Consider the following 20,995-nt stretch of genomic DNA (forward strand, 5'->3'; position numbering starts at 1 on the left):
AATAGACTTTCTAATGATATCACGAACAAATGCGAATGAAAAAAATAACAGTTTTAAACTTAGCTGCTCTGCTTACTCTCACGATTTCAGGGTTTGCAACAGTCTCCAATGAAGCCCAGCTCAATGCTGCGATTAAAGATGTTAACGATGGAAGAATTCCAAGCGTGAAAATCATTGAGGACATCCAATTCTCTGAATCTCTTCACCCTTTGAATATTCAATCTGATCTCACTCCTAACCAAGCTCCTCTCCTCATCGAAGGGAATCATCACACTATTAAARCAACCTCTGAAAAGGCCCGAGGTTTCTTTGTCATTGGCCATGAACAAGGGAAAACAACAACCATCCGTAATTTAACAATTGACTCGGCTGTCGCAAAAGGAGGAAATGGACAAGATGGCGGTGGTGGTGGTGGTGGTCTTGGCGGCGGAGTTTTCGTTGGAAAAGATGCTCATGCTATTTTAGAAAATGTCCATTTTGTCAATTGTCAAGCTGTTGGAGGCTCGTCTACTGCTGAAAATACCATGGGAAGTGGTGGCGGCGGTGGCCTTGGTGGTGACGGTGGTAAAGGTCACTCTTCATCTTACGGTGCTGGTGGTGGTGGTGGTCTTTTTGGACATGGAGGCGACGCAGGTTCCTATTCTGGAGGTGGCGGCGGCGGCCTTGTTGAAGATGGTAAAAGTGGCTTTAAAGTCAAAGGTGGAAATGGGGGACACAGCTCCACAAGTAACAATCTAGGCATGGGGGGTGAAATGGACACGTGCGGAACCCATGGAGGTTATGGAATGGGTGGCGGTGGCTGCGGACGACTTGATACCCACGGAGGATCTGGCGGAGACGGTGGATTCGGTGGCGGTGGCGGTGGCGACTCGTTTGCTGGAGTTGCCGGTAAAGGAGGCTACGGTGGCGGCGGTGGCGGTGGTGGTCACGGTTACATGAAAAATTTCCCAGGGGGCGATGGAAATGACGGTGGATTCGGCGGCGGCGGCGGTGCTGGCGGCGGAGATTACCAAAATAGTAAAGGTGGAACTGGTGGATCAGCAGGATTCGCAGGAGGTGGTGGTGCTGGTGGCCCAAATGGTGGAACGGGCGGTCTAGGGTTTTTTGGCGGCCGTGGCTCGAATGATGGAGGTCTTGGCGGCGGCGGTGCTGCAATGGGAGCATCGATCTTTATAGAGAATGGTGGGTCAGTTGTCATTAAGGATACAGCAAGCTTTACAAATAGTTCTCTTCAAGGGGGAGCAGGCTTTCAAAAAGGCGAAACACATGGAACCGATATTTACATGCAGTCCGGTGGACAGATTACTTTCGATCTCCAAAAAGACCTCTCAATCCCCACCCCTATCGAAAGCGAGCGAGGAAATAATAAGAGCGGAGGGGTGATTAAACACGGACCTGCAACATTGATCCTCACAGGAGAAAATACTTATACGGGTAAGACAGAAGTTAAAAAAGGAATCCTTAAACTCAATGGTTCTATCGAAACTCCTGTGATTCTTCATGGAGGAAAATTTGGAGGCGAAGCTCAAGTCCTCTCTGATGTCAATAACCACTTARGAGTTTTAACCAATGCCTACGGCGACGTACACGTCACGGGCGATTATTCACAAGGCTCAGATGGAACGTATGATGTTAGACTCAACCATGAAATAACACCAATGCTCCATGTAGATGGAACGGCTTTCCTCGACGGAATACTTCAAATTAGTGCACCTGATATACCTTTTGATGCAGGAACCGAATTTCAAATCTTGTTAGCAAATAAAGGGCTTGTTGGTGAATTTAGCTCAATCAAAATGCCGTTTTCCCCTTACGGAACACCCCTCTTCATACCCTATTATTCAAACAATCAACTTGTTTTAATTGCTCAGCCTTTCAATTTTATCAGTCGAGATTCCGTAAAATCTGGAAATCCAAAAAAGACTCTCGATTACATCTGTAGCTTATTTCCGTTAACGCCCAATTCAGATTTATCTCTAGTTGTCACCTCTCTTGCCTTCCTCTCTCCTGAAGATCTCAGCAAAGCTCTCGACCAGTTGAACCCCGCCCTTTATGGCAGCTTAGAATGGATGAACCTTGATCATACGACTGCAATCTTTTCAATGGTGACCAACCATCTTACACACTACAACTGCCCGCCTGCTGGAGTCTGCAAAGACAGTTTGAATCATGTTTGGGTTGAACCCTACGGCTACTGGAATGAATACGGAAAACTCAACCAAATCCGCGGCTTTGATTCAGATGAAATTGGCTTTGTTCTAGGATATGATCGAAAAATTCAAGATTTTTTCATTGGAGTACTTGGTGGGTATTCTTATACCGAACTCCATTATGATCAAGATTCTGGCGGTGGAAACTACCACGCCGTTTTTGGTGGCCTCTATGGCACTTACCTCGCCCCCTTTCATCTTTCGGTTGATTCTGCAGTCATTCTTGGCGGCAACTTCTATGACTTAGACCGGAGAATCCACTATGGGGATGGAAACATCAGTCGAACAATTTCCCGCTCAGCGAAGAGCGATCACAATGCCTTCACTTTTGGAGCACACTTTGGGCTCAATTACGACTTTGAACAATTTTCCGCACCTGTCGGTCTTCTAGCAAGCGTTGACTATTCATACCTCAACCAAGACCAATTTGAAGAAAGTGGCGCCGATAGTTTAAATCTCGTCGTCAACGATCAGGTTTCAAGCATGCTCCAAACCGAGCTTGGTGCATACTTTGCAAAAGTTTTTATCTTTACAACGCGTTGTGTCACGCCCTATCTAGGATTAAGCTGGATTGTAAAAATCCCTCTTAGTGATGGAGATATCCTCGCACACTTCCGGGGGCAAGACAAAAGTTTCAGAGTCGATACGACAAATGCCGCTGTGCAGTTTATCGCTCCAAAAGCAGCGATTAAATTCAGCACAAAAAAATGTTTTGCATTTACCCTTGAAGCCTTTGCTGAGCTCAGTGGTCAATATAAAAGCTATTTCTTAGGTGGCCGCTTCGAGAAAAAGTTTTAACTCTATTCTCCTTGAATTAAAAAATTTAAAACGATTTTTATTTATTAATTAGGGGGATATTTATGAGTTATTTAACAAACATTTCTCAAAACCGCTTTCTTGTTGAAGCTGGGTGCCATCTTGCTCTTGGCCTTATCTGTGCAAAGGCCTCTAGCAATCTTCGTTGGAAAGCAACAGGACTCCTATTAGGAAGTGCCAATGGATGCTCACTTAAATTGGCCGATTATTTAGGAAACTCTTCTGCATTTAGCTCTTGGTCTAAGATCATCCTCAAATGCTTGACTTTTTCTGCTACATCATTTTTGACGGCGCAGCTTGCAGCTCAGATAAAATCAGCGACTATTTTCACTTGCGCAGGTTTAAGTTTACTAACCGACTTCGTGTTGAAGCATTTTATTTTCACATCCCTCCAAACTCAGTCTTTTCCGGCTACTCCTCAAACTTCCACCACTTCCGCAAGATCTTCGACATCCAGCGGGCTAGTCAACATCGAAAAAGCGTACCACGAAGAAACTCTCGAACTTCTAACTCCCGCAATTTTTTCTACCACCCAACTACTTTTAGACGGTCTTTTTGCCTGGTTTCTCTCTTCAGAATTTCCAAATGGAATGGACAAAAATTCTGAAAATGCCTATTTCTATGTTCATTTTTCCCATGTACAATTAGTTCGCCTTGACGGGACTCTCCTTAAGAATCCAATAGAACCTATAAAAGAACAAAATTTCCTTCTCATGGAATGCCTCAGGTACAATACTCTTCAGGACGTTCAGACAAAGACTCAAGCTGCAGTAGAGAACTTTCTAGATCATCATGACCATTTACCCAAAAAACTCATCCTTCCTATTGGAGGAACTGCAAGGATCGGAGGGATTGGCCATACAGCATGCTTAGTGATTGAACCAGAAGGCAATAATTTCAATGTCACAGGACTAGACTCTTTGAGCAGCTCATCCACTTTTGGTTGGCATGAAGCTGCAACGGGAATTCAGCAAGCTCTCCAAAATCATTTCCCTTCTTCAACAGTGAGGGTCATTGGGAATAACTGGTGCCAAAACAATGCAATGAAATGCGGCGTGCATGCTTTAAAAAATATTCTTTTTGCCGCAGATTATCCTGGTCCTCTTTTTAACCTCGTGGCAGAGGTTAACACGGGAGGATCTCCCCTACTAGGACTTGCATCTCGAACAGATAAAGAGCTAAAAGACTCTAGCGAAGCAATGCAAAGAGAAATCTATCTTGTGTTTGAGAAAATTTATAAGATGAATCCCGGAAAACTTTTCATAAAAACCACTCAGGGTAATTTTCCTCTAAAAATTCATGAGAGCCAATTTAAAAAATTTACCGAAGGCACGCCCTAAATAAACCCAGAATTCAGGTTAAATAACCTGAACTCTGGGTTTATTTTGCTCACTCTCAGGAGAGAAAGTTCTCTTAAATTCTCGGTATTTTTGCCGATGGAAAGGGCCAAATAGTCCTTTTCGAGGTAAAAAGACTGAGAAGAAAGAGAAAAATCCCTGAGAATGAGTGAAAGAAACCCAGAGTTCAGGTTAAATATGGACTTTTTTCTTTTCGCCTTGATCCATCTTTCCTAAAACAAGCCCTCCTAATCCAAGAAGTAGAGCTGCAATAGAAACAACCGTTCCCAGATAGGGAATGAGTGTCAGAAGGTAGTAAACGATAAGAGCAAAAGCAAAGTAAAGCCTTCGGTGCTTGTTAAAGTCAAACCGACAGAAAATATGTTTGGCAAGCCAGATGATTGAGAAGATCTTTGCCGTGTAAAAACTGATCACGTTAATGGCAAGCAAGGTCAAGGCAAAAGGAACTCCAACAATCGTGATGAGAAGGGCTAAAAATAGAAGGGGTAAAATAATGACGATCACAATTCCTGCTAGAAGAGAAGGAAAAAGTTTGTGATTGAGGGCGTCAACAGCCCCGCTAATCCGCTGTGGAAAATAGCGCATCATAATAAGGGCAATCACAAGGGTATAGAAAAAGTTCATCACCAGTGCGGCAAATTTTGAGCCGATCTTCAGACTTTTAAAAACTTTACCGTGAAAAACGCTATAGAAAAAAGAAGGGTGATGGATCAGATCACCACCTATTTTGGCATGAGGGTCAATGACAGCATTCTTATTGCTCCAATACTCGACACCACCGTCAATTTTTGCTTTTGACGTGATGCGCATTGATGCAACGTATGCATAAAGTCTTCCTCCAATTCCGTCTGAAACGCGCAAATTTGAAGCATAGATGCGAGCATTGTTTGCAACAACAGATTCAATGTCAACATTCCCCGAGACTACCACGATATTCCGGCCAACTCTTGATGAAGGAGCGAATTCAATCGTTGCTGTCAATGCTGTGACATTGCGCCCAACCGTTCCCGAAATCGAGGCCTGTCCACTTAGGAGTCTGACATTTTTCGAGACCTTTCCTGAAATTTCAACACTTCCTCCTGCAACTAAAACATCTCCATTGACCACTCCATCAATGAACACTTGTCCTCCAAAAACATAGACATCCCCGTTGACTGTCCCTGACACTTCGACTGTTTTCCCATAAGCAAAAAAATCTTGGTTCACCACAGCTGTACTGGGAAGAACGACTACACTTGCTTCATCTTCATCGGAATCCACAAAAGCACAAAGAAAACTGGGAAGGAAAAGAAGCATTAGGGCAAAATGGAAAGCTTTTCGCATGCGGATACGTATCTCCATCGGGATTGCTGTTTACGATGAAACAGATCCACTTGTCTATGAACAATTTTTTCGAGCATAGTTTCGCATAGCTGGATTTCTTTTTCACTGGTCTTTTTAGATTGATTTGCCATTTGACCCAGGTCATCGATATTATAAAGTCGGATCTGGGGATGCTCAGCAAGAGTAGGATCAATGTTGCGCGGAACCCCCAGATCAAATAAAGCAACCTCGCACTTCGGAGAGGACCCTTGAATGATATACTCTCCGTGATACGTCCCAGAAATCACTGCATCGTACTTAAACCACTGCTTTGTAACATCCCACTTTTCAAGCTTAACAGAGGAAAAAGGTGTTTTATCTGTTCGCGTACAAAGAGTGAGATCTTCACATCCTTTACTCAAAAAATAGGACATGACACCGCGATTGATCACAGAGTTTCCAATGAAGAGAATCTTTTTTTTGCCTATCTTCAAACAATCAACTAATGAGTAAATGGTTGCTGGCAAGCGCGCCTGTGTCGGAAGAACTGCAGTTCGGATCTCTTTCCCAATCTTTAGTCCTTTTTGAAACATGTAATGAAGTGAGGGTGTGAGTCTGCGCTTTATTCGAGCCGATTCGTAGGAAACTTTAACCTGCCTTTGAATATCACTTTCTCCAAATATCAAACTGTCCATTCCGGAAATCACCCGTCCTAAATGAAGAAAACAATCGGAGCCAAAAAACGAGTAGAGATTTTGATCAAATGGATCTTGGATTTCTTCACGCAAAAGGCCTAAAATTTCGCTGTGGGCATCTGCTAAGTTGGGCGCTGAAAAGTAAAGTTCTGTCCGATTGCAAGTGGAAAGTAGTACATATTGAATGGGAAAAGACACTTGCTTTGCAATAAAAAGTTCGCGGCACACTTTGGCAACTTTTTCCCTTTGGGAAAGAGACGAAGAAAAGTGATTGATTCCGATGATTCCGACTTGCATAATTTCATATAGTATAAAAAAATTATATATAGTGAACATACCTCAGAATGTAAATATGAAAATCATCGCCCATAGAGGCGCTTCAATGGAAGCTCCAGAAAATACTCTTCCCGCTTTCAAAAGAGCGATTGAGCTTGGCTCTGATTACATTGAATGTGACATCCGATTAACAAAAGACAAAGTTCCCATTGTATTTCACGATGACAAAATCAACGAAACCCTAATTTCTGAACTCACATTTAACGAAGTCAAAAGTCAAAATGAAAACATTCCCACATTAGAAGAACTCTTAAGCCTTAAATTTAATAAAACAGGACTCATGATCGAAATCAAAAAGATAGATCCTTTATCTGATGTGGAAATCATTTATGACACGGTCAAGAAGAAAAAGTCTCCTCCTGATTTTTACTTGGGATCGATTGAAATTGACATTGCGACTTATTTGCATCAGTTAGACCCTGAATTACCCTTGATTGGCATTGTTGAATTAGAAGAACAACTCGATGAATTTCTGAAACTAAACCCTCAAGTGTTAGCGTTTCACTATCCCCTTCTAGATCCCAAGCGCATTGCATCGCTTCACGCAAAAAAGATCAAAGTCTGGGCATGGACAATTGACGACCCTCACTTTGAGATGGAAGGACTAGATGGTATCATCACCAATAATGTGGCTCACTTTCTGCAAACAAGATCTCCCGAATCAGATGCTCACTAAATCCTCTCCTTTGAAAAAAACGGTAAGCACGCTCTTTTGTCTTTATCTCTGAAAGGTCTGGAAAACGTTTTTCAAGAAGCTGCTCAAGCTTCTCTCTCTCCTCCTCTTGAGAAAAGGAGACCTCGAGAGATACGCCGGCCTTTTCCTTCAGGCGCTGCACAATAGCCTTAGGGCCTTGCCCTCGCCTCTTCTCGCGCTCGACGAACCCTTTAGCTTCCCTGACGTCGTTGATATATCCTTTTTCACGACAGACACCTAAAACAGCTTCTATCGCCTTTTCTTCAAAGTGTCTCTCTTTTAACTTCTTACGTAACTGGTTTTCAAGATATCCCTTCATCGCCAGTAGCTTATAGACATATCCTAAAGCAACTTGTTCTTCTAGCACTGAAAATAAGTCAGTTAGACTTTTTTTATCGGTGCACGTACGAATTTTTCTCAAATGTTTGGAATAGAGCTTCTTATCGAGCTTTTTCCACACTTCCCCTTCAACGATTATATTCACAAACGTCTGTTTTTCAACGTTTTCTATCTTAATCATAATTTCAACAAAACTTGATAAATTATTTATTTATAGCTATAATGGACATAGAGCTCAAGAAGAATCAAGAAGGGAGGATTTGAATGAGTGATACAGGTGTAACACCCGTAGAAGCCGTMGGTGAAAACTCGTCTCAATCAAACGGCTACGATGCTTATGACTGGTTCTACAACTCTGAGTACACACAGGGAATCAACAAAGGTACATCAGATTTTATGAATCAAGTGAATCAAGGTTCACAAGATGAACAGTACTATGAAGACCAAATTTCAGAAATTTGGGGCGGACCTGCTCAAAGCGACGTGAAATCATTCTAAATTCTCACCTTAATATTCAAGTTGATAAAGACTTATGCCCAAGATGAAGATCTTGGGCTTTTTTTTTTGCACCATCAATGATAAGGTAACAATTATTGAGAAGAGAGTTTCAGAGGTTTGCCATGGTAGATGTTTCAAGTGTTTCAGGTTCAGGTGGAACACATCCTAGCCAAAATATTCAAAATCAGCCTGCAGCTCCTGCAGAAGAAGCGGCTCCAACAAATGCTGCCGATTTTGATGCGCAGCAAGATGATGCGCTCAATTTCTTGCAACAGCAGCTCACGCAAGCCCTCGCCATGCAAAAAGTCAACTTGAGGTAACCCCATGTCAGATAGCAGCGGCGTCCCGCCTCCTTCATCGGGTTCATCTTCCCAATCTTCTTCTCAACAAGACCCTCTCCCCACTCAAATTCAAACGGGGATGAGTAAACCCTATGATATCAAAGGGGACACAGCCATCCGAAACTGGGCTAAACATTTCTATCCTGGAATGACAGAAGACCAACTTAATAAGTTCGTTCAGCAGTTTCTCATGACCATCTGCCAACAAATCAGTCAGCAGATCGGAAAAGAAATGCAAGAGCAGCGAAAACAAGCTCAAAAACTCAAAAGAGCCGAAGAAGGGGAAGATTAACCTTGCTTGAGATCTATTGATCTCTAGGGTATGATTCCTCTCATGAAAGGCTTTTTACAAAATAAACTTACCATTGAAGAAGACGAAATCGACCGTTTGGACAAACTCTTGGCCAAGCGTTTTTCCTCCTACTCTCGCACCTATTTTCAATACCTCATCGACTGTGAAGCTGTTCTTCTCAATGGGGAAGTCATTAAAAAGCGGTGCCGCCCGAGTCCAGGCGATCAAATCGAAGTCACCTTTCTCCCTGTAGAAGAGATCGACCTCACTCCTGAACCGATTCCGCTCGATATCCTCTATGAAGATGACCACCTAATCTGCATCAACAAGCCCCCGGGAATGGTCGTCCACCCTGCACCTGGCCATCCAAAAGGGACCTTTGTCCACGCTCTACTTCACCACTGCCAAGGAACCCCTCTCCCCGGAAAAGAATACCGCCCTGGCATCGTCCACCGTCTTGATAAAGAAACTTCTGGTATTCTCATTGGTGCCAAATCGGTCGCAGCCCATCAAAAACTTATCGAACAGTTCAAAGGGAGAGAAATTGAAAAAGAGTACCTCGCAATCACTATTGGCCATCCTCAAGCCACAACCATCCACGCCCCCATCGGACGCCATCCTGTGCGGCGCAAAGAAATGACCATCTTAGAAACAGGAAAAGAAGCGACAACAGTCATCACTCCTCTTGCTAGAGGAGAGCATTTTTCGCTCATTTCAGCCAGACTCATCACAGGCCGTACCCATCAAATCCGCGTTCACATGAAATACAACAATACCCCCATCCTAGGAGATTCGGTCTATGGATCTCAAAAAATCAATGAAAAATACCAAATCCCCCGTCAACTGCTCCATGCTGCCAAGATCAAACTTGCCCACCCTGTCACACATCAAATTTTAAACTTATCAGCTCCTATACCTGAAGATATGGAAAAGGTATCAGAAGATTTTTTCCTTCAACCTCTTCTAAAATAGCCCCTTAAAACTTTTCTCAAGAAATTTATATCGCGTAATATCCTCCAATTTTCTAGATTTATATGTATGATTGTAGTATCATAGAAACGTGAAGGCAGCCTATTGTAACTTCTATTCTGAATTTTGAACGAAGGATCGCACCATGAAAGAATTTGTGGAATACATTGTCAAAAACCTCGTCGACAACCCAGACAAAGTGAAAATCAACGAAATTGGAGGGTCCCAAACTCTCATCATCGAACTCAGTGTTGAAAAATCCGATATCGGTAAGATCATTGGAAAAAAAGGTAAGACGATCAATGCAATTCGCACACTGCTCATGTCTGTTGCCAGCCGTAATGGAATTCGAGTCAACCTCGAGATTCTAGAAGAAGGTGGAGCTCCAGTCGAAGCTTAAAAAAATCATTTAAAGGTGTGCCTAAAGCACACCTTTTCTTTTTTCACTCTCTATGTTAGAATTTTTTCCAGAGAATTTTTTTTTGGAGAGAAATATGTCAACACAACATTACGTTGGAGTAGATGACCGAAAAGGACAATCTGTTCAGGATCTTCGACAGTTTTGGGATCCTTCGCTCAAGAAAGAAGAACCAAAGCTTACGTTTTTTCAAAAAGTAGATCAAAGCATCCATGAAATACCCTACTGGATTAAGGCATCATTTATYGCATCCCTCATCATACTSGAGGTCGCCTTGGCGTTTCAGCTCTTAGATGGTTGWGCCTACYGGTATAGAGTCTCGCACCCCTCCACAGATATCTTCTGCTTGCCTGTCAATTCCTTCCTGAGTTGGTGTGCATCAGAGCCCTACWGCAAACCCTTGGCACAAGCGATTGGTTGGCTCCGCTAAAAATCGAAGCGTGCGGTCACCGTCAAACCATGCAAGAAGAGATCGCCAGAGCCTGCTGAAGTTCCTGTAATAAACATGTCGTTGAGCTGACGGATCATGTTTTGTGACCATAGATAATTGAAGTCATATGTGGCCGCAAGGCTAAGATGGTATGCATTGGTCCCAAAGTAATGTCCCCATCCAAAACCAAGGCTTGCTTCAAACATCGGTCTCAGAGTGTTCACATCATGATCAGAATACTTTACCCTCGCAGCTCCACTTGTGATTGCACTTTCAGAGTGTTTGACGCAATTATACTGTGTATAGAGCAGGCTTGTTCCCACGTGGCCCAATCACCCATGAATATGAACAGTTTCTCGATTTAACTGGTTCGGAAACAGAGTTGACATTTACAAGAGTCAAATGAACGAGGAGCGAAGTCCGACATAAGGCTTAAGTGTCAAATACCCCCCTGATAAGAAGCGCAACTGAGTGTCGCATTTGGCGGCAGCAAAATCCGTTTACGCCGTTATAATTGATGAGCCATGAAATCTTTAGGAGAGGATTTCTGGCAATTTTTCAAGAGCTTTTTCAAAAGGTAACGCTGTGATGTTATCTAGATAAAGGGTTTCCTTTCCTCCATATAAGATATATGACTTCGCTTCTGGATAATCTTCTTTAAAGAGTTTAAGAGACTGCAAGTCCGCAGAAGATAGCATTTTTGATCTCTTGACTTCAAAGGCATAAATCCCTTTTTCTCCATAAAGAACAAAGTCGACTTCATGTTGTGTTTGTGTCCTCCAAAAGTAAATCGTATAACCTAACCCAAAGTAATCATTTATTCCTCTTAAATGCTCAAAAACTAAGGTTTCTAAGGCAGCTCCTTCAGCTTCTTCAGGTTTATCAAAAGGTCCCATTGGGCGAAGTGCACGGTAAATTCCCACATCAAAAAAGTAAAACTTAGAATGACCGATCAACTTGCGTTTTGCTCGTTTTGAAAAAACTGGAACTTTTGTTGCTAGAAGTAAATCTTCCATAATAGAGAAATATCCTTCCATTACCTTACGAGAAATCTGAGATTCTCTCGCAACAGCAGAAATATTGAGTACGCTTCCTTGAGAAAAACTAGCGATTTCCAAAGCTTTACTGAAGCTGTCTAGACGTCGCGTCAATCCCTCTTGCATGACTTCCTCACGCAAATAAGTTGTCACATAAGAAGAAAGATAATCGGCGGGAGGAATATTTTTTGCAAAAATTGTAGGAAGGAGACCGTATTTTAAGACATGGTCTAAAGAAAAGTCCTTGCCTACCTCCTGAATCAACAGGGGGTGCATCGTGTATACGAGCGCACGACCAGCTAAAAGATTGACTCCTTTTTGTTTTAATTTTCGAGCACTAGAGCCTGTCATCCCAAACCGGTATCCTTTTTCTTCGATCAGGCGATGGACTTCATTGAGTAACTCAGGAATGCGTTGGACCTCATCTAGAATAATCCAATCGTCAAAATCCTCTGGAATCCTTTCCCGAATCAGAGTGGGATTTGAAAGAAAGGTTCTAAAAGTTTCATAGTCCAGAAGGTCAAAATAAAGGGCTTTTGGAAAGGCTTGACGAATCCAGTGAGTTTTACCCGTTCCGCGAGGGCCAAAAAGAAAGAAGCTGGTTTTCAATTGTTTATGTTTACCTAAGAGACGATTGTACATAACTTTTTTACCTTTTCTTTCCATTATACCATAATTTTTGGAACTTAAAAGTTAAATTTTTCATAAAATTTTTACCTTATAGGGACATTTTTCACGAAAAAAATTCCCTATCAGGCGCATTTTTTAACGTAGTCGACACTGAAAAAGAAAAAGCTTGAATCTGTAAACCTGAACTCCGGGTTTATTTTGCTTAGTCTCAGGAGAAAGAGTTTTCTTAAATTCTCGATATTTTCGCCAATAGGAAAGACAAAATGGTCCTTTTCGAGACAAAAAGGCTGGGAAGAATGAGAAAAATCCCTGAGGAGGAGTAAAAGATGCCCAGAACTCAGGTGAAATAAGGTGCTATTGGCTAAGTTTAGGAAGGAAGGGGGCAATCATTCCTTTACGGGAGTTGAGGCGGCCAGCGTCATAACGCAAGACAGCAATCGGAAGCTCTCCTTTCGCAGTCTTGGAATCGGGCATTTTCTGTGGTATTTTCAAAAAGCTTTCTTTGAAAATTTGAGAGAGCTCTTTAGCATTCTCACCAAGAAATTCTATGTTCCAATTTCCTATCGCTTGTATTTTGGGTGAACTCTTAAATGAACTCAAAAAGAGCTTCAGCTTTTCAGCAGCTCCATCAACAGGAGGAATCCAAATCCAAAGCTCATCTTGGTGCCAGTAAGAAATCTCTTTCCCTTTGAAAAGGTCATCAGCACTTGTTACCGTTGAAATCATATGGAGATGCAAGAGCTGTTCGTGATTACTTTCAAAGGCATTTTGCGCATTTTGGTACCAAATACGACGTAGTTCATTTGCATACGTTTCAAAAGTCGTGTAATTGCGTGCAAAAATCTTGGTTTGGCTGACGCGATTACCCATATTGAGTATTTTGGTATCGCTGAAAATGTTCGACTTGAGTCCTTTGGCACAATCTTCAAGATTTTCACCAACACTTTGCTCTTTATGCAGGTAAACTTTGCTATAGAGGGAATAAAAGTCTTTGTTTTGCAAAAGACGTGAAGCAGCTTTTTTCGTAAAGTCATGATCTTCTGTAATATCATCAAAGTCGACAATCTCCATCTCTTTTCGCTCAATGAGTGACTTTAAACGATTGAGCAACGAAGCCATGATCTCTACATCGATCCGTGTGACTTTGGTGAGAAGATCGGTATCATCTAAAATTGCATAGACAAAATGGAGGTATTCGGCAAATTCTCTCTTGGAATCAATATAATGATAACAATCAGATTGGATCACCTTTTTACGTTGGAGCAGGCGTTGCATTTTTCGGATGCTTACCGAAGTCGAAAGGTCTTTTTCTAGCTCTTTAAGTTGAGCTTCGACTTGCTCAAGTGTCATCCCCCCTGTTCCGTACATGTCATTAACCTGAAAAGCCATTTGTGCAACGATCGCATTTGAAGATTGCGCATCACTAATAATTGCGCGTGGCGGCATATCGGTATTCAATGTGCTTTTGTGATGGTCAATCACGCTAATGACTTCAAGGTAAGACGGGATGTTCATCTCTTCGCGGTTACAAAAGTCGCGTAAAGTCACTGTTCCTAGAGGCTCTTTTTGAAGATCCGCAGCTTGGACAAGTCCAATGGGAACAAGACGCCCATCAACATCGGTACGATTGACTGTAAGGTAAGTGTAGTTCCCAATTTTTGAGCGGATCTCTTCGACATCAGTGCGATGTGATAGATACTGAGGAACAAAACCAAACACTTCGGTTTTAATTTTAAAAGCAATCTCTAACCTGTCAACAAACCGACGAATACTATGAAAGGCTTCTGCCAGCATTTTTACAAGAACTTCAAGTTGGTTGAAGATACGCGGGCGATTTTCTGTGAGTTTTCCGGAGGCATCAAAAAGGTCCGACTCAATGAGGGACTTGAGCCACGTGATGATTTGAGTAAAATTGACTATTCCCATCTTCTCCATCGAAAGAGCAAAATCTTCAAAAGTGGCTTCGATTCCTTTCTCGACGCGAAGAACTTTGAACAGGTAATCGTGAACGAATTGAAGTTGTTTTTGCGGCAATTCTTTTGCAGGCTCGCACTCTCCAATCTTCACGTTTAAAATATCGCGGATCACTTTTGAAATGTGGCTAACTGATAAATCGGTTTTTGCAAAACACGAAATGAGATGAATGTGAAGGTTTGATTCAAGCCACATGAGGCAGTTATTAAGAGACATCACGATTTGGCGAACTCCTTCAACATCGATTGAGCGCCAATCTCCAAGATAATAACCTTGATCATCAACCACCACAACAGCATTTCGTGTTCGCTCATGGTCAAAGCTCAGGGCTAAATGCTCTGTGCCTCGCTTGCTCATTCCAGTTTGGGTCATTAAATCCAAACTTGTCACAGTGAGCGACAAACGGGTTTTTGCGATGCAATTGAAGATCTCACTCCCAAAAAGGTCTTTGAATAAAAGGGTGATTTCGACTTGAGTATAAGGAGGTCCTCCCGGAACATTCCAAACATGGAGTCCTTCAGAAACACGTGCTGCAAACGAATCGATCCACCCCCAAAAAGAGGCAACGGTTGTATCGAGGTCGGGAGACATGTGCGCCGTAACAAAATGGGTGCCGCGGTACGTCTTTCCCATCCCAATAGGAAAGTAAATTTGATAGGTGTCGCGAGGGACCCATTTCCCTACAATTTTTGCGCGAATGCGATAATTTTCTTCTTTAGTGAGCCCAGAAAACTGGTTGAGCCAAAGCTCAAATGAAGAAAAGCTGTAACTTTCAATGACCGCTTCTCGTTTAATGCGGCTGATGTAATCGACAACGGCCCCTAAAAGAAATGTGGGACCTTCTTCTTTTTGAATCAGATTGTATAAAGTGCGGCTTATGGCATCACTTTTCTCATGAATGTTCAATTCAAGAAAACTCTTTTCATGAAAACCGTTGATCACCTGTTCCAGATCGGGAAAGGTTTTCGATTGAAATTCAAAATCTCCGAGAAGAGCCATGCAGTTTCGTGCCGAAAGTCATGTTGTTAAATGGCGGATTGAGCAGGACTCGAACCTGCGACCGCCCGCTTAGAAGGCGGGTGCTCTATCCAACTGAGCTATCAATCCACAGTCAATTTTTCATGATTTTATGCATCGGAAAAATGATTTTCAAGTATATTTACATGTAAATGGACTACTTACGGAGATGAATCTTGAAAATTAGAAATGTGAACCTCTCTTTAGACGCTCCTCTCGTCGTCATTTCGGGCCCATGTGTGATTGAAAATGAAGCGCACGCTTTGGAAACTGCAGGGCAGCTTAAAGAAATGTTTGACGAGGTGGGAGTCCAACTCATCTATAAATCGAGCTACGACAAGGCCAACCGTTCTTCAATCGACTCATATCGTGGCCCTGGTTTGGAAGAAGGATTGCGCATTTTGCAAAAAGTGAAAGAAACTTTTGATGTCCCTGTTTTTACCGATATTCACCACCCTGAAGAAGCAACAGCTGCAGCAGAAGTGTGCGACGTTCTTCAAATTCCTGCATTTCTCTGCCGTCAAACTGATTTGCTCGTCGCTGCTGGAAACTCTGGAGCTGTGATCAACATCAAAAAAGGACAGTTCATGGCCCCATGGGATATGGAACATGCGGTGAAAAAAATCCTCTCCACTGGAAATGATCAGATTCTTCTCACTGACCGAGGAACTTCATTTGGCTATAATAATTTAGTCTCTGACATGCGAGCGATTCCTATCATGAAAAAGTTTGGCTTTCCCGTATGCTATGATGCCTCCCATTCTGTTCAACTCCCAGGAGGAATGGGCGCTCAATCAGGTGGAAACCGAGAGTTTATCATCCCTCTTGCAAAAGCTGCTTTGGCAGCAGGTGCCGATCTCCTCTATATCGAGTCTCACCCGAGCCCCGCTGAAGCAAAAAGCGACAAACACTCTGTCATGCCCTTTGAAGAGCTCAAAAAGTTCCTCCAGATCGCAAAACCGCTCTATGAACTTTTAAACGGAAGAGAAGTCTTATGTTGAGACGCATGACTCTTTTCTCTTTGGCAACACTCGTGGCGCTCACCGGAATTGCTATAACCTATGTGTTCATGCGCGGTTCGCTCGAAAATATCCCTCAAGAATGGTCCTCTCCTAAGGTTGCCACTTGCCATCCTACTAGACAGACACGGAGTGGAGTGCAAAAAGATTTATGGATGTCAAACGACGACGGACGCCTCCATCATCGAATGATAAGCCCACGCTCAATTTTGACAGCCTATCCAAAAGGAGAAAACTTTGAACTCGTTGAAGAGATGCAAGGGATGAAATGCTATCTCCAAGAAAATATTGAAGAAGGAATACAACAGATCCGTTTCATCGAGTCCGAATCGGGGACCTACCGATATTCGAACCAGCATTTCGACGCCCATCAAGTCTTTTTAGCCCTTTTTCGCATCCCCAGTAAAGAACTTGAAACAAAGCTCGATTTTAATTCCGCGTTTTTAAAAGGGGTCGCGGAAGACGTGTCTCTCTCATTTTCTGAAAACTCCCCAAATTTTCATGCCGAAAAATTTAAAGCCCACATTCGCCCCCAAAAACATCATGATTAATTTTCTCCCACTTCTCCTTTCAACTCTTTTACTTGGTGTAACACAATCCCCGAACCTCTCATCTGACATCTCTTCTGATTATGCCTCCTATGATGGAGATTTTTTACGTCTTGTTGGAGAAGTGAAACTTTACCACGACTTAGGGCACATGCAAGCCCATCAAGCCCTTTTGAAAAAAGGGGGAAAAGACTTTCCTTTTTCAAACATGCATCTAGAAGAAGATGTCTCTTTTTCATTTCAAAATGATTCAGAGCTTTTTTGTGACGAAGCTCAACTTGACTTTATCGGGCGTTTTGGAACCGTTCTTTCACAAGACAAACTTGTCCTTTACCGCAGTCGAAAAAAAGAAGCTCTTGATCTCGTCAGCCGACAAATCGACTTTCAATTTGAAGAACAAGATGAACATATCTTAGAAATTAGTTCTCTCATGGCAAAAGAGGATGTGCACATCGATTATGCCAACAAGTACCACCTCGATGCCGATCAAGCATACTTTGACAATGAAACCCTTTCGACTTCTCAAATCAATACTCCCTGCCACCTCACCCATCTTCAAGATGAAGTTGAAGCGAGACAAATTACGATCCATTTAGAAAGTCGAAACCTCGAAATGGAATCCCCTCGAGGAAAAGTCTCTTCCTTCTTTTTTCCCGAATCCAAAAGTCGTCCTTGCAATTTTTCTGCCCGCTTTCTGTTTTGGGATGATGAAAAAGATGTGATGACTCTCAAGCAAAACATTCTCATTCAAGATGAATTTCTCGGCACCATTGAAGGAGAAGAGACCATTCGTTTTTTTCAAAAAGAGCAGTTTGGGAAATACGTCATGCAAGCGATCATTGCAACAGGCCCCACCACCTTAAGATCGGCAGAGACTGCTGAAGAAAAACATGCTCTTACCTCGTTTGGAACACTGACCCTTGACCGAGATCTTCTCCTCGTCACAGCAACAAGCCCTGAGCAAAACGGAACCATTCCTTTTGACAAGCAACTCATCTTTGTCAAAGGCGACCTTTCATTGCAAGCAGATGAAGCCTCACTAGAATACAGCCTTTGTCAAATGGAACTCAAACCTACATCAGTCAACTTGAAAGGACGTGTCCGTCTCTTATCTAACAATCCCGAAACACCCTTTCGCTGTGGTGTCGCAGATGAAGTCCTTCTCAATCCTCAAACAAAAGAAATGCGCCTTCTTGCACAGGCAGGCCATCAAGTTCTCTTTTGGCATGAAGAACAAAACTTAAGGCTTAGTGCACAAGAAATCGTCGTCATTCCCGATCCCGTATCCGGCAAGGATGTGATCAAAGGGATTGGAAACGTACGCTTTTCGTTTAACGAAGAGCAACAAGAAACCTTTCACAAACTTTTCCCGCAAGGAGAGGTCCGTTCATGATTCTTCAAGCACGCAATCTCACGAAAACTTACTCAGGAAAAAAAGTCGTCAATGGTCTTTCCTTCACTGTCAAAAAAGGGGAAATTGTTGGACTACTTGGCCCCAATGGAGCCGGAAAAACGACAGCCTTCTACATGACTATTGGCTTAGTCAAACCCGACAGCGGCGAAGTTTTCTTCCTCGATCAGAATGTAACACCCCTCCCCATTCACAAACGAGCTAAAATGGGAATGGGATACTTAGCGCAAGAACCTTCAATCTTTCGTCAGCTTACCGTTGAGCAAAACATTCTTTGCATCTTAGAGACCCTGCCGATTAGCAAAGAAGAGCGAAAGCGTCGATTAGAAGCCCTCCTTGACGAGCTTCGCTTAGAAAATCTCGCAAAAAAACGGGCTGTAACCCTTTCCGGAGGAGAAAGAAGGCGCTTAGAGATTACCCGCGCCCTTGTAACCAACCCGAGCCTCCTGCTACTGGACGAACCTTTTGCTAACATTGACCCTATCACAATCTACGATGTGAAACAGATGATTCGCCACCTGAAGCAAAAAGGGATTAGCGTTCTGATCACCGACCACAATGCACGCGAAATCTCTTCGATCGTCGATCATAGTTATTTGATTCAAGAAGGGCGTGTGACAATGGGAGGGACAGTGTCAGAGCTCCTCGCTGACGAGCGAGCTAAGGCAACCTACTTTGGACAAGACTTTAAACTCTAAAACTTCTTCAACTGCTTGAATAATGGATTGGCTGGAAAGGGTGGTCAAGCAATCACTTTTGCCACTTCCGCCGCACCCCGGCTGATAACAAGGGCGACACGAAAGCTTTTGAGTCACAACACGCGCACCTGGATTGCGCCACGGCCCCCAATTCTGCTCACAAGTTGGCCCGAAGATGGCAACCGTTGGTTTCTTTAAAGCACTTGCTAAATGCATAGGGACAGAATCTACAGAAAGAAGCATCTGACTCATCTTTATCATAGCACCCAGCTCTTTTAATGAAATTTGGCCCGATAAATCGATCGCAAAAGGAGCTAGAGAGACAATTTCTTTGTTCATTTTTCGCTCAAGTGGATCGGGACTTGCCGTCAAAACAATTTGCTTTCCTTGATCGTGTAAAAAGTGGAGGACTTCGACAATCGTTTTGACCGGAAGCGTTTTAAACATCCAACGAGAAACTGGATGAACTTGAATAAATTGCCCCTCGTCTACGCCGTTTTCATGAAGCAGTGTCTCAACTCGTAAACGGGCCTCTTCTGGAATGTGAAAAAAAAGGTCCCGTTCTTCTTCTTTTGGATGAAGTCCCAGGCAACGCAAAGCATCAAGCTGTTTTTCAACTGTATGGCGGGGCTTAGGAGTGTGCTTGATCAGATGAGTGTAACACTTTTCCTTTTGCATCATCCCACTGCCTTGAGGATCAAATCCAATGGCATAGGGAGCTCGAGAAACTTTTGCAGCCACTGCGCCCCGATCCCCTTCAGTCAAGTTGATCACAAGATCGTAACTGCCACGGCGAATCTCTTTTAGCAGTTTCCACTCTTCTAAAAAGCGACGATGCTTGGCGAGCTTCTTCCATTTCTTATCGTACAGCACAAACTTCGAAATGGCAGGATGCCCCTCGAGCATAGGCAATGTCTCGCTGTAAATGTAGGCATCGACTTCAAGGTGAGGATAATACTTTTTCAAAACCGAAAATACGGGAGCAGAAAGGAGTACATCCCCATGATGGCGAAGCTTAGCTACAAGAACGCGCTGGATTTGAGAAAAATCAATCGACTGGTTTTTCAGTGGGCAACCCCATGTATTGTAAATAGAGAGGCATGACCCGATGAATTACATGTTGCGCCCTTAAATCTGTATATTGCTTTTTGGTCAAAAAACCACATTCCCAAAAATACAAAAGATAAAGGCCCACCTCAAAGAGTAATGCCAAAGTGAAATTGTAAATAGAGCTGACAATAAATTTCAACGACTCATAAGTCGACCAAGATTCGGAAGAAAACGAAGGTGCCCTAGAAGGAGAAGCCTTAATTTTTTCTTCATCCCGGTCTTCAGCAGTAAAGCCGAGTAAGTGAGATGGACGAATATCTTTTAAAACATCAATTTTTTTCTTTTTCTTAGTCTCTACACCATGGCGAAATAAATCATCTATGTGAAGATGGTCTGCGAATTTAGTCGGATGTTCTTCTTTCCACGCATCAAAGAGTTTTTTCACTAAAGGATCTTCTTTCCATTTCAGAAAATCGACAACTTTAAGATCCCCCCATTTGCCTCCTGTATGCTCTTTTTTCCAAACAGCATGAATCTCCTTGAGACTTTCTTCCAATTCCCAAGCATAGAGCTCCGCAATTTCCATTCCCTCAATTTCACTCTCAAAATCCTCTGCTTTCTGATCTTTTTTCTTATTTTCTCTGATGTACCGGTCGATCAACGTATTGAGTCGTACCCATGCATCATTTGTCACAATTTGCTCGATCGGAGTTTTTTCTTTACAGAGAGCGCATTCATACTCATGGGGAACCCTGAGATCCCAATTGCCCAGCCTTGATTCAAGATCGGTATACAAGGTTCCACTGATCCCACTTCTTTGAAATGTATGGAAGCACTTTTCTGAAATGACCGGATTGCGAGTTCTCTCAAGTGAAATTGGGTCTTGCAAGTTTGCAATTGTTGCCATGGACTA

21 protein-coding genes and 1 tRNA gene are annotated in these 20,995 nt (G+C 42.8%); 13 read left to right on the forward strand and 9 right to left on the reverse strand.

Features of this window, described 5'->3' with window-relative positions; translation table 11 throughout:
• The first annotated feature begins 35 nt into the window (after window positions 1-35).
• Complete coding sequence (locus tag SNE_RS13485) at window positions 36-3,008, forward strand: autotransporter outer membrane beta-barrel domain-containing protein (RefSeq protein ID WP_013944271.1); 2,973 nt, start codon at window positions 36-38, stop codon at window positions 3,006-3,008.
• Between the two features lie 62 nt (window positions 3,009-3,070).
• Complete coding sequence (locus SNE_RS09855) at window positions 3,071-4,366, forward strand: hypothetical protein (protein WP_013944272.1); 1,296 nt, start codon at window positions 3,071-3,073, stop codon at window positions 4,364-4,366.
• Window positions 4,367-4,555: 189 nt separating this feature from the next.
• Here SNE_RS09855 and SNE_RS09860 read toward each other — a convergent pair whose 3' ends face one another.
• Together SNE_RS09860 and SNE_RS13095 are read right to left on the reverse strand one after the other, a co-directional pair.
• On the reverse strand, window positions 4,556-5,707 hold the full coding sequence (locus SNE_RS09860; RefSeq protein ID WP_013944273.1) for a bactofilin family protein: 1,152 nt from the start codon (window positions 5,705-5,707) through the stop codon (window positions 4,556-4,558).
• Entirely contained in the window at window positions 5,680-6,678 is a 999-nt protein-coding gene (locus SNE_RS13095; RefSeq protein ID WP_013944274.1) for a Rossmann-fold NAD(P)-binding domain-containing protein, read from the reverse strand. Before SNE_RS13095 ends, SNE_RS09860 begins: the two co-directional genes overlap by 28 nt.
• Window positions 6,679-6,733: 55 nt before the next feature.
• On the opposite strand from SNE_RS13095, the gene SNE_RS09870 reads away from it, so the two are divergent.
• Complete coding sequence (locus SNE_RS09870; protein ID WP_013944275.1) at window positions 6,734-7,393, forward strand: glycerophosphodiester phosphodiesterase; 660 nt, start codon at window positions 6,734-6,736, stop codon at window positions 7,391-7,393.
• On the opposite strand, the gene SNE_RS09875 is transcribed toward SNE_RS09870, so the two are convergent.
• Window positions 7,335-7,931 carry a regulatory protein RecX gene (locus tag SNE_RS09875; protein ID WP_013944276.1) on the reverse strand — a complete coding sequence of 199 codons (597 nt, stop codon included), beginning with the start codon at window positions 7,929-7,931 and terminating at the stop codon, window positions 7,335-7,337. The genes SNE_RS09870 and SNE_RS09875 overlap by 59 nt on opposite strands.
• Before the next feature lie 83 nt (window positions 7,932-8,014).
• On the opposite strand from SNE_RS09875, the gene SNE_RS09880 reads away from it, so the two are divergent.
• From SNE_RS09880 to SNE_RS09905, 6 genes are all read left to right on the forward strand, one after another.
• Window positions 8,015-8,248 carry a hypothetical protein gene (locus tag SNE_RS09880; RefSeq protein ID WP_013944277.1) on the forward strand — a complete coding sequence of 78 codons (234 nt, stop codon included), beginning with the start codon at window positions 8,015-8,017 and terminating at the stop codon, window positions 8,246-8,248.
• A 122-nt stretch (window positions 8,249-8,370) separates the two neighbouring features.
• Window positions 8,371-8,568, forward strand: a complete 198-nt coding sequence (locus tag SNE_RS09885; protein WP_013944278.1) for a hypothetical protein — start codon at window positions 8,371-8,373, stop codon at window positions 8,566-8,568.
• 4 nt (window positions 8,569-8,572) lie between these two features.
• On the forward strand, window positions 8,573-8,881 hold the full coding sequence (locus SNE_RS09890) for a hypothetical protein (protein ID WP_013944279.1): 309 nt from the start codon (window positions 8,573-8,575) through the stop codon (window positions 8,879-8,881).
• Between the two features lie 42 nt (window positions 8,882-8,923).
• The gene (locus tag SNE_RS09895; RefSeq protein WP_041419464.1) at window positions 8,924-9,853 is read left to right on the forward strand and encodes an RluA family pseudouridine synthase; all 930 of its coding nucleotides are present in this window, start codon (window positions 8,924-8,926) and stop codon (window positions 9,851-9,853) included.
• 142 nt (window positions 9,854-9,995) lie between these two features.
• Window positions 9,996-10,250: a KH domain-containing protein gene (locus SNE_RS09900; RefSeq protein WP_013944281.1), complete on the forward strand. Its 255-nt coding sequence runs from the start codon at window positions 9,996-9,998 to the stop codon at window positions 10,248-10,250.
• 94 nt (window positions 10,251-10,344) lie between these two features.
• Entirely contained in the window at window positions 10,345-10,698 is a 354-nt protein-coding gene (locus tag SNE_RS09905; protein WP_041419038.1) for a hypothetical protein, read from the forward strand.
• Here the strand turns inward: SNE_RS09905 and SNE_RS09910 are convergent.
• The 4 genes from SNE_RS09910 to SNE_RS09925 form a co-directional block, all read right to left on the reverse strand.
• Window positions 10,695-11,021, reverse strand: coding sequence for a hypothetical protein (locus SNE_RS09910; RefSeq protein WP_013944283.1), 327 nt, complete (start codon window positions 11,019-11,021; stop codon window positions 10,695-10,697). The two genes, SNE_RS09905 and SNE_RS09910, sit on opposite strands and share 4 nt — an antisense overlap.
• A gap of 210 nt (window positions 11,022-11,231) precedes the next feature.
• Entirely contained in the window at window positions 11,232-12,377 is a 1,146-nt protein-coding gene (locus SNE_RS09915; RefSeq protein ID WP_041419465.1) for an ATP-binding protein, read from the reverse strand.
• 342 nt (window positions 12,378-12,719) lie between these two features.
• A complete protein-coding gene (locus SNE_RS09920; protein WP_013944285.1) occupies window positions 12,720-15,338 on the reverse strand; it encodes a hypothetical protein in 2,619 nt (872 codons plus the stop codon).
• 31 nt (window positions 15,339-15,369) lie between these two features.
• Window positions 15,370-15,446 (reverse strand) — tRNA-Arg (locus tag SNE_RS09925).
• A gap of 86 nt (window positions 15,447-15,532) precedes the next feature.
• Between SNE_RS09925 and kdsA the strand changes: the two genes are divergently transcribed.
• From kdsA to lptB, 4 genes are read left to right on the forward strand one after another with little or no spacing between them, the layout of a single operon-like run.
• Complete coding sequence (gene kdsA / locus SNE_RS09930; RefSeq protein ID WP_013944286.1) at window positions 15,533-16,357, forward strand: 3-deoxy-8-phosphooctulonate synthase; 825 nt, start codon at window positions 15,533-15,535, stop codon at window positions 16,355-16,357.
• A complete protein-coding gene (locus tag SNE_RS09935; protein ID WP_013944287.1) occupies window positions 16,351-16,926 on the forward strand; it encodes a hypothetical protein in 576 nt (191 codons plus the stop codon). The genes kdsA and SNE_RS09935 overlap by 7 nt, the downstream gene beginning before the upstream one ends.
• Window positions 16,877-18,316 (forward strand): hypothetical protein, encoded by a 1,440-nt coding sequence (locus SNE_RS09940; protein ID WP_158307239.1) that lies wholly within the window; start codon window positions 16,877-16,879, stop codon window positions 18,314-18,316. Before SNE_RS09935 ends, SNE_RS09940 begins: the two co-directional genes overlap by 50 nt.
• Complete coding sequence (gene lptB / locus SNE_RS09945) at window positions 18,313-19,032, forward strand: LPS export ABC transporter ATP-binding protein (RefSeq protein ID WP_041419040.1); 720 nt, start codon at window positions 18,313-18,315, stop codon at window positions 19,030-19,032. Before SNE_RS09940 ends, lptB begins: the two co-directional genes overlap by 4 nt.
• Here lptB and rfaQ read toward each other — a convergent pair.
• Window positions 18,970-20,142, reverse strand: a complete 1,173-nt coding sequence (gene rfaQ, locus SNE_RS09950; RefSeq protein ID WP_079891578.1) for a putative lipopolysaccharide heptosyltransferase III — start codon at window positions 20,140-20,142, stop codon at window positions 18,970-18,972. The two genes, lptB and rfaQ, sit on opposite strands and share 63 nt — an antisense overlap.
• Window positions 20,081-20,989 (reverse strand): RING finger protein, encoded by a 909-nt coding sequence (locus SNE_RS09955; RefSeq protein WP_013944290.1) that lies wholly within the window; start codon window positions 20,987-20,989, stop codon window positions 20,081-20,083. Before SNE_RS09955 ends, rfaQ begins: the two co-directional genes overlap by 62 nt.
• Window positions 20,990-20,995: the final 6 nt, after the last annotated feature.

The sequence above is a fragment of the Simkania negevensis Z genome (assembly GCF_000237205.1).
GTDB classification, from domain to species: domain Bacteria; phylum Chlamydiota; class Chlamydiia; order Chlamydiales; family Simkaniaceae; genus Simkania; species Simkania negevensis.

What these genes read in the sequence shown, in the direction of transcription:
- SNE_RS09855 (WP_013944272.1), top strand. Translation starts at nt 3,071, where the DNA reads ATGAGTTATTTAACAAACATTTCTCAAAACCGCTTTCTTGTTGAAGCT.
- SNE_RS09860 (WP_013944273.1), bottom strand. Translation starts at nt 5,707, where the DNA reads ATGCGAAAAGCTTTCCATTTTGCCCTAATGCTTCTTTTCCTTCCCAGT.
- SNE_RS13095 (WP_013944274.1), bottom strand. Translation starts at nt 6,678, where the DNA reads ATGCAAGTCGGAATCATCGGAATCAATCACTTTTCTTCGTCTCTTTCC.
- SNE_RS09870 (WP_013944275.1), top strand. Translation starts at nt 6,734, where the DNA reads ATGAAAATCATCGCCCATAGAGGCGCTTCAATGGAAGCTCCAGAAAAT.
- SNE_RS09875 (WP_013944276.1), bottom strand. Translation starts at nt 7,931, where the DNA reads ATGATTAAGATAGAAAACGTTGAAAAACAGACGTTTGTGAATATAATC.
- SNE_RS09885 (WP_013944278.1), top strand. Translation starts at nt 8,371, where the DNA reads ATGGTAGATGTTTCAAGTGTTTCAGGTTCAGGTGGAACACATCCTAGC.
- SNE_RS09890 (WP_013944279.1), top strand. Translation starts at nt 8,573, where the DNA reads ATGTCAGATAGCAGCGGCGTCCCGCCTCCTTCATCGGGTTCATCTTCC.
- SNE_RS09895 (WP_041419464.1), top strand. Translation starts at nt 8,924, where the DNA reads ATGAAAGGCTTTTTACAAAATAAACTTACCATTGAAGAAGACGAAATC.
- SNE_RS09900 (WP_013944281.1), top strand. Translation starts at nt 9,996, where the DNA reads ATGAAAGAATTTGTGGAATACATTGTCAAAAACCTCGTCGACAACCCA.
- SNE_RS09915 (WP_041419465.1), bottom strand. Translation starts at nt 12,377, where the DNA reads ATGTACAATCGTCTCTTAGGTAAACATAAACAATTGAAAACCAGCTTC.
- SNE_RS09920 (WP_013944285.1), bottom strand. Translation starts at nt 15,338, where the DNA reads ATGGCTCTTCTCGGAGATTTTGAATTTCAATCGAAAACCTTTCCCGAT.
- SNE_RS09935 (WP_013944287.1), top strand. Translation starts at nt 16,351, where the DNA reads ATGTTGAGACGCATGACTCTTTTCTCTTTGGCAACACTCGTGGCGCTC.
- SNE_RS09940 (WP_158307239.1), top strand. Translation starts at nt 16,877, where the DNA reads ATGCCGAAAAATTTAAAGCCCACATTCGCCCCCAAAAACATCATGATT.
- lptB (WP_041419040.1), top strand. Translation starts at nt 18,313, where the DNA reads ATGATTCTTCAAGCACGCAATCTCACGAAAACTTACTCAGGAAAAAAA.
- SNE_RS09955 (WP_013944290.1), bottom strand. Translation starts at nt 20,989, where the DNA reads ATGGCAACAATTGCAAACTTGCAAGACCCAATTTCACTTGAGAGAACT.